Source organism: Sciscionella sediminilitoris (genome assembly GCF_000737195.2).
GTDB classification, from domain to species: Bacteria; Actinomycetota; Actinomycetes; order Mycobacteriales; family Pseudonocardiaceae; genus Sciscionella; species Sciscionella sediminilitoris.
The window spans coordinates 1-11193 of record NZ_JALM01000143.1 but is presented as its reverse complement, the minus strand read 5'-3'; the positions used below and the strand labels follow the sequence as shown (position 1 = coordinate 11193).

Below are 11193 nucleotides of genomic sequence, written 5' to 3'. Positions count from 1 at the left end.
GTTGCTTGATACGGCACTAGGGCGCGTCTGCCCGTCCTGTGTGGCGTCGGCGACAGCGCAGGTGCAGCTGGTCACCGACGCCACATGGGATCTTGCTCGCCCGCGTTCGACCATCACCGCGAATCCGGGCGAGCGAGGCACGGACGAGTCCGCTGCTTGACCTCTCGGTGGCGCTGACACACGCACGCCTCACCGGCACTGCCCGCGACCGAAGCGCCTGGGGTACCTGTGTCTGTGGCGGTTCCACCTCGGCCACCAGGGCCCGAAGGCAGACCGGTGTCTGAAGACCTTGCTCCGCCACCGCCGCCACCTGCTCCATCGCGAATGGGAACGCCACTTCGCGGCCAGCTCGAGAATCCGCCGCCCGACTCACCTAGCCAAGGTTGCATGACGCAGCACTAGATCCTGGCGATGGGCGGGAACTCCTCGCGTGCCGCGTACCGCAGCTGCGCCATGTTGTCGCCCCGTGCCCAGGCGTTGAATGCCTTGACATAGAGGGTGACGTGCTCGCGGCTCTCCCTGCGGTGCTGCACCTGTCCGGCCTCCTTGCGGGCCATCCGGAACATCGTGTTGCGGAAGGTCAGCCGGGGATCGTTGCGGCGCAGCCCGGCGCCCTCGATGATGCCCTCGTACCACTCCTCGAGGTCGATGCGTTTGTTGGCGGCGTCCACCAGGTAGCTCGCCGCTCCGGCCGCGGACTTGATCATCCCGGTGGCCGCGGAGATGCGCTCGCCGAGCTGTACGTACTCCCGCGCTTTCGGGTGTGCTTCGAGGGTTTCCAGGATCTGGGTGTTGGTGACCGAGGCGGAACCGGAGGACCAGTTCACATCGGGGCGGTTCGCCACCAGGTAGATCGTGCGCAGCATCGCGGCGAGCATGACCGAGGATTTCTCGCCCTCGATGGCGAGCACATCGGCCGCGTTGCGGCGTTTTCCGGTGTCGAGTACGTCGAAGGTGTCCGGGGGTACCTCGGTGAACACGGTCATCTCGACCGGTTGTTCGGCGGCGACGATCGCGGCGAGCCGGTGTTGTCCGTCCACGAGCACGCCGTTGGTGTCGAAGGCGATGCCCTGGTGGGTGACCTGCCATTCACCGCGGCGCATGGCTTCGGCGAAGGCGCGCACCACCGGCTTGGAAAGGGGCCGGTTCGAGGTGTTCGCCTCCAGCATCGTCTCGGCTTTTTGCGGGGTGATTTTCTGGACCTTGCTACGCATCGCGAACCGTACTCCTGTTCGTCGAGGTCGGTACCGACGCAGCAATTTGTACCACGGGAACGATGGGCCGAACGGACGAATCGGACATCGTTATCCCCTTTGTGGTGCTCAGTTCCCGAGAATGGGCGCCGTGCTGCTGGCGGTTCCGCCCTGCTCGGCCGCGAAACCGAGCAGTACCCGGGTGCCCGCCGGTGGGGTACCGGTCACCGGGAGCTCGATCCGCCGCGCTCCCGGACCGGGCACCGGGATCGTGCGTGAACCCAGCGTCTTGCCCTCCGGTGACCAGACGTACAGATGCGCGGTTCCCGGTCCGGTGACGTGCACCAGCGCGGTCAGTGTTCCCCCGCGCAGCAGCGCCGGTCCGGCCAGGCTCGCGCGGTCCGCAGCGGGTGCGGCCTGTGCCCCGGCGAGCGGGATCCCGTTGCGGGCCGACTGGGCGATGGAGGCGGGGGAGTCGATACTGCGCGCCGCGGTCTTGGCGATGACCGGCTCGCTCGGCTGGACCGGACGGTCCGGTGGTGGCTGATAACCGGGCAGTTCGGCGTGCCCCCAGCGATAGGGATCGCCCTGCACGCCGGAGAACGGGGACCAGCCTATGCGGGTCTGGCCGGTCTTGTCCGTGGTGTCCGAGTCATAGGCCAGGATGTTCAGCCCCATCCGGGCGGGATCCACCGCCGAGGGCAGATCGGCCAGCGGGATCGCGGCTTCGACGGTGTAGCCGGTGTAGGGCTTGTCCACCTTCGCGGCGACCCGCATTCCGGGGGCGGTTTCCGCGCCGCCCTGGTGGTTGTCCGCATCGCGTTCGAAACACGGCCCGCCCTCGGCAGTCCACGGCAGGATCCCGGTCTTGAAAGTGGTCGCCGTGTTCTCCCCGGTGCCGCGCGGATCGATGTCGATCTCCACCGAATCGGTGCGCCAGTGCCGTTTGCAGTCCTTCGCGGAGAGCGCGGTGCCCTGCTTGTCGTCGGTGACGTGGGTGAGCACGTACAGCGTGTCCCCGTGTCGGGAGACCTTGGCGTATCCCGAGCAGTCCCTGGCCGAGGTGCACGGATCGCCCTCCCAGCGCCGGGAGATCGGCAGCGTGGCGCCGGGATACTCGCCGGGGCCCGCGATTCCGTCGAGCTTCGGTGCGGAGTCGAGTGCGGGGATACTGGTCGCCGGGACCAGATCGAGTGCCGCGGCGGTGTCCCGGCTCCCGGCACCGCTCGTGGTGTGCACGGTGTACCGGTAGTCGCCGTCGTTCGCGGTGGGCAGTTGCTTGTCGGTGGCGGCAACGGTGAATTCGGCCGTGGTGTCCGCACCGGGGGCGAGCCCGCGGTACTCCCGGGTGGCGGGGGAGGCGGTGAACCCCTTCGGCAGGTCGAGGCGCACCGTGCCGGATTCGGCTCGCTCGCCGTTGTTGTGCAGGCGAACCGGAATCGTGCGGGATTTCCCGGAACCCAGCGAGAGGGTGTTCTCCCAGTCGCCCTGCAGCTGGGGAACCCCGGTGCGGGCGGACCAGTCGTCGAAGTCGGCGTACTGCGGCAACCGGGCGGGAGCGGCGGTGAGCGCGGGGGCGGGCTCGATTTCGCGCGCCGTCTGCCCATGCCCGATCGCGCTGCGGAGTTCGGCGCCGATCCGGTATCCGGTGCCGGTCTTCGCCGCGCGCGGCACGGTCACGGTGAACCGGGCCTTCCCGTTCCCGTCGAGCCGCCCGTCACCCCGCACGGACCAGCCTTCCGGTAGCGCCGGCGTGATCCGGGCACCGGGCAGCACGCCACCGTGCGGGGCGTGCGCGGTCACCGTGGCGGTGAAGCTGCTGCCCGGGACCGGGTGCTGCTCGGAGGTGCGCAGTTCGAGCCCGGTTCCCTTGGGCAGGCCGCCTTTTCCGGGCAGTGCGGCACCTTCGAGCATGGCTTCCGGTGCGGTGTCGCCGATCGTGTACGGCACCCGGGAATCGATCTGGGTGAACCGGTCGCAGTCGATCTTGGCCGGGTCCGTCGGCGGATCGGCGGTGTCCCCGAAGCCCTGGCTGCGGTAGTCGCGCGCGGACTGGGCCTGCACCTTGGCCCAGCTGCTGCGGTGTTCGCGGGAGTAGGCGCCCTCCCAGACGCGGTACACCTGTTCGGCGGGATTGTCCGCGGTGTTCGGGCAATCGGGACCGGTGCCACCGGAACCGTCCGCATCCGCCTCGAACAACCGGCCGGTGCTCCACGGCGCGAGCCCCTGTCCGGTGAACTTCGCCGGATCGGCGGCGTCGTAGTAGGCCTGGGTGGCCAGCCGGCCCGCCTCCTGGTGGTTGCCGTGCTGTCCGGGGACGGGCGCGGGGTTCATGGTGACGATCACCGAGGGCGTGGTCTCCCGCACCAGCCGCACGATCCGGTCGAGCGTGTCCTGTTCGTCCCACACCTTCCTGGTGAGCGGGGCGCTGACGGTGTAGAAGAAGTCGACCTTGTCCAGGTTGTGCACGTCCTGGACACCCGCGCGGCCGACCGCCTTGCGTTCCTCGCCCTCGCGCAGCACGCCGAGCGCGGGGCCCTCTTCCGGGCCGACCGCGTTCCCGCCGCCCTCGCCCCTGGTGATGGTGACGACCCCGGTGCTGATGCCCGAATTCTCCCGCCACTGCCCGAAGGTGGCGAGATTGTTGTGCTCGTCGTCCGGGTGCGCGCCGATGAACAGCACATCCACGTGTCCCGGGTTCGCGGATTTCGGGGCCGCCGCACCGATCCCGGGCAACAGCGCGAGCACCAAGGCGGCGATTCCCGTGCACAGCAACGATTTCCTGAGCATCCTCACTCCTTGATCGAGCCGGTCAGCATGCCCTCGATGAACCGGCGCTGCAGGATGATGTAGACGATCACGACCGGGAGCGCGACGAGCACCGCGCCCGCGGCGAGTAGCGAGAACTCCGCGCTGTGCTGGCCCTGGAAGAACACCAGCCCGAGCGGCACGGTGCGCAGCGCGTCCGAGCTCACCATCACCAGCGGGAGCAGGAACTCGTTCCAGGTCCACATGAAGGTGATCACGACCATGGTGGTGATCGCCGGGCGCCCCGCGGGAACCAGTACCCGCCACAGGGTGGTCCAGCTGGACGCCCCGTCGATGCGCGCCGCCTCGATCAGCGGCCGTGGCGCGCTGCGGAAGTAGGCACGCATCCAGAAGGTGCCGAACGCGACGGACTGCGCGGTCTGCGGCAGGATCAGCGACCAGTAGGTCTCGGTGAGCCCGGCCCAGCGCAGATCGAAGTAGAGCGGCACCACGAGCGCTTCCTCGGGCAGGGTGAGCCCGATCAGGAACACCGAGAACAGCAGCGTGGTCCCGGGGAACCGCATGGTGCCGAAGGCGTAACCGGCCAGGATCGAGAACAGCCCGGCCGCGATCACCACGGTGACCGTGACGAGCGCCGAGGAACCGAAGTAGGCGCCGAAATGCCCGCGGGTCCAGGCATCCGCGAAATTGCTCAGGTGCAGCCCGTCCGGAAGGGCGAACCCGGTGCGCAGCGAGCGCTGACTGGAGAAGGCGGTGGACAGCACGCCGAGTACGGGAACCAGCGCGATCACGCTGAACAGCGCGAGGATCACATAGCTGGCGAGGCGTTCACCGCGGGAGTTCATTTCTCCCGCCCTTCGATGAGCCGGGTCACCACGAGGGTGATGGCGAAGACCAGGATGGTCAGGGCGACCCCGATCGCGGCCGCCGAGCCGACCTGCCCGGTCTCGAAGGCGCGGTGGTAGACCTCGTAGGCGGGTACCGAGGTCGCGTTGCCCGGTCCGCCCGCGGTGGTCACGTACACCAGGTCGAAGGTGCGCAGCCCGGCGACGATGGTCAGGGTCGCGGCGACCGCGATCTCCGGGCGCAGCGAGGGCAGGGTCACCGTGAAGAACTCGCGCACCGCGCCCGCCCCGTCCAGCCGGGCCGCTTCGTAGAGCTCGCGCGGGATCCGCTGGCAACCGGCCAGGAACAGCACCATGCACAGCCCGGTCTCCACCCAGGTGCCGATCAGGCCGACCGAGGGCAGCGCGAGGTGGAAGTCGCCGAGCCAGCCGCGGGCGAGGTCACCGAGACCGACGGCCCGCAGCGCCGCGTTGAGCAGCCCGTCCGGGGCGTAGATCCACCGCCACACGATCGCGACCACGACCAGCGCGAACACCTGCGGCAGGAACAGCACGGTGCGGAAGAAGGTCAGCCCGCGCAACCGGACCCGGGAGGAGACCGAGGCGAGCAGTAGGCCGAGCACGATCGGCAGCGCGGCGAAGAACAGCAGCAGGATCAGCGCGTTGGCGAACGGTGCGCGCAGCTCGGGATCGGTGAACAGCGTGGTGTAGTTGCGGAATCCCGCCCAGGTGCCGACCGAGAGGCCGTCCCAGTCGTAGAGCGAGATCCACACCGCGCGCCCCAGCGGGATGAGCACGAACAGTGTGAACACCGCGAGCGCGGGCAGGATGTAGAGGTAGCCGACCGCCCGCGGTTCACCGGGCGCCCGCTTGCGATAGCGGCCCGCGATGCTGCTCATCGTCCCTGCCCGAACTTGTCCACATCGGACTGCAGCCGCTCGGTGAACTGTTCCGGGCTCAGCCGCCCGTCCACGAGTTCCTGCAGTGCGGCGGTGATCGTGTCGTAGAAGCTCGGCGTGGTGTAGTCCGGATAGGGCGCGGGACCGCCACCGGCGTTGATCCGGTCCCAGCCGTCGAGCATCGCGCGCCGGGGACTGTCCGCGGGCAGCCGCGCGGCGTTGTCTCCGGGAACCGCGGGCAGATTCCCGGTTTCGGTGAGTACCTTCGCCGCGTGTTCATCGGTGAGGAAATCGATCAGCGCGGCGGAGACATCGGGATGGCGGGATTTGCTGGAGATGGCGAGTGCGAAGTTCTCCCCGCCGATGGTGGCCGGGCCCGCGCCGGGTTGCAGCGGTGGCGGCGGGATGAGGCCGAGATTGTTCCCCATCGGCGCGCCGAGCACCTCGGTCTCCCAGGTCCCGGTGATCATGAAGACCCCCTTGCCCGCGGCGAACTGCTTGGCCGAGTCGTCGTAGCCGAGCCCGTTTCCGTTGGGAGTGAGATAACCGCGGCGCGCCCAGTCCCGCAGCACCCTTGCGGCCTGCACGATCTTCGGATCGGTCCAGGATCCCCGTCCCCGGCCCAGAATCAGCGAGCGCACCGCTTCCCGGCCGGCGAACTGGCTGGCGAGCACCCCGAAGACGTGGATCGCCGCTTCCCGGTCCAGATTGCCGAACTGGATCGGGAGTTCGCCGCGCGCCTTCAGCTTGTCGAGTTCGCCGGTGAACTCCTGCCAGGTCTTCGGCGGTTCGAGCCCGGCGGCGGCGAGCTTTTTCTTGTTGTAGAACACCCCGACGTACTCGCCCATCTGGGAAAGTCCGTAGAGGCTTCCGGTGCCGAACCGTTTCCGGTCCGAGCTGTTCAGACCGAGCAGTGCTTTCGGATAACGGTTCTTCCAGCCGTACACCTTCGCGTAATTGTCCAGCGGGGTGAGCATGCCCGCCTTGACGAAGGCGACCATGTCCGGATAACCCTGGTTGACCTCGGCAACATCCGGGGGATTGTTCCCGGAGAGCGCGAGTTTCAGCGTGGTGCGCACATCATCGGTGCTCTTCGAGGTGCGATTGATGGTGACGTTCGGATAGCGTTTCTGGAATTCCTCGAGCAGTTGGGTGAACTGCTCGTTCTGCCCGCCGCGCACTTCCTGGTCCCAGACGTTCAGGGTCACCTTTCCCGCCTTCGCCGGATCGGTGCTGATCGCCGAGACCGGTTTGCCCTTGGGCTGGTTCTCCGCGAATTCCGCGCCCGGCGGGGCGCAACCGGCCGCGAGCAGGGCGACGGCGGCGAACACCGCGAGCCTGCGCATCAGAAGTCCCCGACGTCCGCGGCCCGCGCGATGGTCGCCGCCGCCCTGCGCACCGCGCCGACCGGGAAGACCGGGATCAGTTCGTCCAGGAAACCGTAGCGGCGCAACAAGGATTCCCGGTAGGCGCAGGAGTTCATGCCATCGCGCACCGCGTGCCACCAGTCGGCGATATCGCCCCAGCCGGGCGCGGCGAGGGAACCGCCGAACTGCTGCACCGCGAGCGCCGAGCAGGCACCGGCGAACGCGAGCCGGTGCGGCAGCGGCCATCCGGCGAGGGTGCCGAGCACGATGCCCGCACCGAACACGTCCCCCGCTCCCGTGGCATCCAGCGCGTCCACCCGCAGCGCGGGAACCTCGGCCTCCTCCCCGGTGCTCGAATCGATGGCCATGGCGCCGTGCCTGCCGTTGGTGACCACGGCGAGCGGCACCCGGTCGGCGAGCTCGTACAGCGCGTCCCTCGGGGTCTCGGTCCTGGTGTAGGCCATCGCCTCGCCCGCGTTCGGCATGAAGGCGTGCGCGAGTTCGAGCTGATCCAGCAGACTCGCGGGCCAGTTCCCGCTGGCGTCCCAGCCGACATCGGCGAACACCAGCGCCCCGTCCGTCCGGGCGAGCTCGGCCCAGGATGCCTGTTCCCCGCGGCGCAGCGGCTCGGTCTCGTCCAGGTCCACGATCACCGCGCGGGATCGCGGCGGGTGCCCGATCATCTCGGTCGCGGCCATCGGCGGGGCGTGGCTGTGGGTGACCATGGTGCGATCACCGGAGGCGGCGAGTGACACGGTCACGGGGGAGTGCCATTCGGCGAACCGCCGCGAACAGGACAGGTCGATCGATTCCTGTTCGGCGAGGGTGCGCCAGCAGAAGTCCGCGTAGTCGTCGTCCCCGAACCCGGCGGCGAGCGAGGTGCGCAGGCCGAGCCTGCTGGTGGCGATCGCGAGGTTGGCGATGCCGCCGGGACAGGAGCCCATTCCGTCGGCCATCACCTCGGTGCCCGCGTCCGGCAGCGCGTGCAGCCCGGTGAACACGATGTCGAGGAAGACGGTGCCGTACAAGAACACGTCGAACTCGGGGCTGTCGGGGAGGCGCTTACCGGCCAGCGGATCGTACGCGGTCGCGGCCACGGGATGGTCCTCTCGACGCTGGGCGGGACCCCAGCACTCTAACCACCACAATGCGCGAAGACAATCATTAGTGCGCATTTCCGAGCGAAAACGCGCAGTGCGACTGCTATGCTCGGTGCGTGATCCAGCACCGACGGCGCGCCGAGATCGTGCGGCGGCTGCGCTGCTCCGGTCCCCTCTCGGCGGCCGCGCTCGCCGGTTCCCTCGGGGTCAGCGCTTCCACGATCCGCCGCGATCTCGCCGAACTGTCCAAGCAGGGCACCCTGACCAGGGTGCACGGTGGTGCGCACGCGGAAGCCGATGCCGATGTGGACATGCCCTTCGCGAACGTGGCCGCGATCGCCCCCGAGGACAAGGACGCGGTGGCCGGGCGCGCGCTCGAACTGGTCAACGACGGGGATGTGCTGCTGCTGGACATCGGCACCACGGTCGCGCATCTGGCCAGGCGGCTGCGCGGGCGCCGGGTCACCGTGCTCACCTCGAGCTTGGCCGTGCTCGACGAACTGCGCGAGGACGAGTGCGTGGAACTGCTCGTGCTCGGTGGGCTCGTCCGGCGCACCTACCATTCGCTGGTCGGCGCGCTCACCGAGGACGCGCTGCGCCAGGTGCGGGCGGACCGGGCGTTCATCGGGGCGAGCGGGGTGCGCGGGGACGGCCAGGTGCTGGACAGCACGCTCGTGGAGACGCCGATCAAACGCGCGCTGATCGCCGCGGCGGGGCAGGTGGTGCTGCTCGCCGACAAGGGCAAGTTCCCGGGAACGGGTGCGCTGCGGGTCTGCGGGGTGGACGAACTCGACGTGCTGATCACCAATGCGGGCGCCGATTCCGCGACACTGGACACCTGTTCCGCGGCAGGGGTGGAGGTAATGCTGGCATGCGACTGACGATCCTCGGTGGCGGTGGATTCCGGGTTCCGCTCGTCTATCGCGCCCTGCTGGGCGCGGACGGACCGGTGCATGAGGTGGTGCTGCACGATCTGGACCGCGGCAGGCTCGAGGCGATCACCCGGGTGCTTGCCGGGCTCGCCGGGAACGTGGCAGGTGCCCCTCAGGTGCGCGCGACCACCGAACTGGACGAGGCACTGGCCGGGGCGGACTTCGTGTTCTCCGCGATCCGGGTCGGCGGGCTGGAGGGGCGCACCGCCGACGAACGGGTCGCCCTCGATCTCGGGCTGCTCGGCCAGGAGACGACCGGTCCGGGCGGGATCGCCTACGGGCTGCGCACCGTGCCCGCTGCCCGGCACATCGCCGAACGCTGCGCGGTGCTGTGCCCGCGCGCCTGGGTCATCAACTTCACCAATCCCGCGGGCATGATCACCGAGGCCATGCAGGGCGTGCTCGGCGAACGGGTGATCGGGATCTGCGATTCGCCGATCGGGCTCGGCCGCCGGGCCGCGGTGGCCCTCGGTCTCGATCCGGCGCGCACCGGGCTGGACTACGCCGGGCTCAACCACCTCGGCTGGCTGCGCGGGCTGCGCCACGACGGCCGGGATGTGCTCCCCGAACTGCTCGCCGAGCCCGGGCTGCTCGCGGGCATCGAGGAGGGTGAACTGTTCGGCCCGGAGTGGGTGCACGATCTCGGCTGCCTGCCCAACGAGTACCTGTACTACTACTACCGGACCCGCGAGGCGATCGCGGCCATCAAGGGCGGGGCCGCGACCAGGGGCGAGTTCCTGCTGCGCCAGCAGGCCGCGTTCTACGAGGCGGTCGCCGAGGCACCGGAGACCGCGCTCGCCGCCTGGGAGCGCACCAGGCGGGAACGCGATGCCACCTATATGGCCGAGAGCCGGGAGGGGGAGCGCGCCGCCGCGGATGTGGAGGGTGGCGGATACGAACGGGTCGCGCTCGAGCTCATGTCCGCGATAACCCGCGATGAGCACGCCAGCATGCTGCTCAACGTGCGCAACGGGTCCACGCTCCCGGAACTGCCCGAGGACGCGGTCATCGAGGTCGGCTGCGCGGTGGACGCGAACGGAGCCCGCCCACTGGCCACCGCCCCGCTTTCCGGGCACCAGCTGGGCCTGGTCGCGCAGGTCAAGGAGTGCGAGCGGCACACCATCACCGCCGCGGTGACCCATTCGCGCCGCGCCGCGCTTTCCGCTTTCGCGCTGCACCCGCTGGTGGACTCGGTGGACACCGCGCGGATCCTGCTCGAGCACTACCGCGCACGCATCCCCGGGGTGGCCGCCGCGCTGAGTTGAGCTCTTGCTTCCAGAGCCTCGTCAACCGGGCCGGTAATTCGTACGATCGTCCTCGTGGACCGGATCGCCGTCGTCACCGGGGCCAATCGTGGGATCGGTCTCGCCGTGGTCGAGCAGCTGCTCAGCCGTGGATACCGCACCGTGCTCGGGGCCCGCGAGGCCGAGGCCGGGCGCCAGGCCGCACGCGAGCTCGATGCGAACGGCCGGGTGCTCGTCGCCGAGCTCGACGTCACCGAGGAGCGCAGTACCACCGCTCTGGGGGAGTTGCTGCGCGCCGAATTCGGCCAGGTCGACGTGCTGGTCAACAACGCGGGCGTGCACTACGACACCTGGCAGGATCCCGCGGGCGCGGACATGCGCATCGTCACCGAGGCACTGGAGGTGAACGCGATCGGGGCCTGGCGCACCACCACCGCGCTGCTACCGCTGATGCGCGGGAACCGTCCTGGTCGGCGCATCGTGAACGTCTCCAGCGGGATCGGCGCGCTCTCCGATATGGGCGCGGGAACCCCGGCCTATGCGGTGTCCAAGGCCGCGCTGAACGCGGTCACCCGGGTGTTCGCCGCGCAGTGCAGCAGGGACCGCATCCTGGTGAATGCGGTCTGTCCCGGGTGGGTCGCGACCCGGATGGGCGGCCGCGGCGGGCGGACGATCGAGGCCGGTGCGGCGAGCGTGCTGTGGGCCGTGGACATTCCCGAGGACGGGCCGACCGGCGGGTTCTTCCGGGACGGTCGCCGCCTTTCCTGGTGAGCCAGTGGTTATGGGCGAGCCGGGTTTTCTCGGGTGAGCCGTGGTTCCGGGTGAGCTAAAGGTTGTCCCGTAA

The 11193-nt window shown here is 69.5% G+C and carries 9 protein-coding genes; 3 read left to right on the top strand and 6 right to left on the bottom strand.

Going from position 1 to position 11193, the window contains the following annotated elements:
- Nucleotides 1-398: 398 nt before the first annotated feature.
- The 6 genes from AD72_RS33795 to AD72_RS33770 all read right to left on the bottom strand — a co-directional run bounded on the left by AD72_RS33795 (nt 399) and on the right by AD72_RS33770 (nt 8170).
- The gene (locus AD72_RS33795; protein ID WP_031470723.1) at nt 399-1214 is read right to left on the bottom strand and encodes a hypothetical protein; all 816 of its coding nucleotides are present in this window, start codon (nt 1212-1214) and stop codon (nt 399-401) included.
- A 108-nt stretch (nt 1215-1322) separates the two neighbouring features.
- Nucleotides 1323-3983 carry a sugar-binding protein gene (locus AD72_RS33790; protein WP_037348311.1) on the bottom strand — a complete coding sequence of 887 codons (2661 nt, stop codon included), beginning with the start codon at nt 3981-3983 and terminating at the stop codon, nt 1323-1325.
- Nucleotides 3984-3985: 2 nt separating this feature from the next.
- Nucleotides 3986-4807 (bottom strand): carbohydrate ABC transporter permease, encoded by an 822-nt coding sequence (locus AD72_RS33785; protein WP_031470721.1) that lies wholly within the window; start codon nt 4805-4807, stop codon nt 3986-3988.
- Nucleotides 4804-5706 carry a carbohydrate ABC transporter permease gene (locus AD72_RS33780; RefSeq protein ID WP_031470720.1) on the bottom strand — a complete coding sequence of 301 codons (903 nt, stop codon included), beginning with the start codon at nt 5704-5706 and terminating at the stop codon, nt 4804-4806. Before AD72_RS33780 ends, AD72_RS33785 begins: the two co-directional genes overlap by 4 nt.
- Nucleotides 5703-7052, bottom strand: a complete 1350-nt coding sequence (locus AD72_RS33775) for an extracellular solute-binding protein (protein WP_031470719.1) — start codon at nt 7050-7052, stop codon at nt 5703-5705. Before AD72_RS33775 ends, AD72_RS33780 begins: the two co-directional genes overlap by 4 nt.
- Nucleotides 7052-8170: a carbohydrate kinase family protein gene (locus AD72_RS33770; protein ID WP_031470718.1), complete on the bottom strand. Its 1119-nt coding sequence runs from the start codon at nt 8168-8170 to the stop codon at nt 7052-7054. The genes AD72_RS33775 and AD72_RS33770 overlap by 1 nt, the downstream gene beginning before the upstream one ends.
- 119 nt (nt 8171-8289) lie before the next feature.
- Between AD72_RS33770 and AD72_RS33765 the strand changes: the two genes are divergently transcribed.
- Genes AD72_RS33765 through AD72_RS33755 form a run of 3 tightly spaced genes read left to right on the top strand, consistent with a single transcriptional unit; the run spans nt 8290 to nt 11120 of the window.
- On the top strand, nt 8290-9054 hold the full coding sequence (locus tag AD72_RS33765; RefSeq protein WP_031470717.1) for a DeoR/GlpR family DNA-binding transcription regulator: 765 nt from the start codon (nt 8290-8292) through the stop codon (nt 9052-9054).
- Nucleotides 9045-10370, top strand: coding sequence for a 6-phospho-beta-glucosidase (locus tag AD72_RS33760; protein WP_031470716.1), 1326 nt, complete (start codon nt 9045-9047; stop codon nt 10368-10370). Before AD72_RS33765 ends, AD72_RS33760 begins: the two co-directional genes overlap by 10 nt.
- Nucleotides 10371-10424: 54 nt before the next feature.
- Nucleotides 10425-11120 carry an SDR family NAD(P)-dependent oxidoreductase gene (locus tag AD72_RS33755; RefSeq protein ID WP_051899312.1) on the top strand — a complete coding sequence of 232 codons (696 nt, stop codon included), beginning with the start codon at nt 10425-10427 and terminating at the stop codon, nt 11118-11120.
- The last annotated feature ends 73 nt before the right edge of the window (nt 11121-11193 follow it).

Bases quoted from the DNA above. Each gene is read 5' to 3' on its own strand.
- AD72_RS33795 (WP_031470723.1), bottom strand. From the start codon at position 1,214: ATGCGTAGCAAGGTCCAGAAAATCACCCCGCAAAAAGCCGAGACGATG.
- AD72_RS33780 (WP_031470720.1), bottom strand. From the start codon at position 5,706: ATGAGCAGCATCGCGGGCCGCTATCGCAAGCGGGCGCCCGGTGAACCG.
- AD72_RS33785 (WP_031470721.1), bottom strand. From the start codon at position 4,807: ATGAACTCCCGCGGTGAACGCCTCGCCAGCTATGTGATCCTCGCGCTG.
- AD72_RS33775 (WP_031470719.1), bottom strand. From the start codon at position 7,052: ATGCGCAGGCTCGCGGTGTTCGCCGCCGTCGCCCTGCTCGCGGCCGGT.
- AD72_RS33790 (WP_037348311.1), bottom strand. From the start codon at position 3,983: ATGCTCAGGAAATCGTTGCTGTGCACGGGAATCGCCGCCTTGGTGCTC.
- AD72_RS33760 (WP_031470716.1), top strand. From the start codon at position 9,045: ATGCGACTGACGATCCTCGGTGGCGGTGGATTCCGGGTTCCGCTCGTC.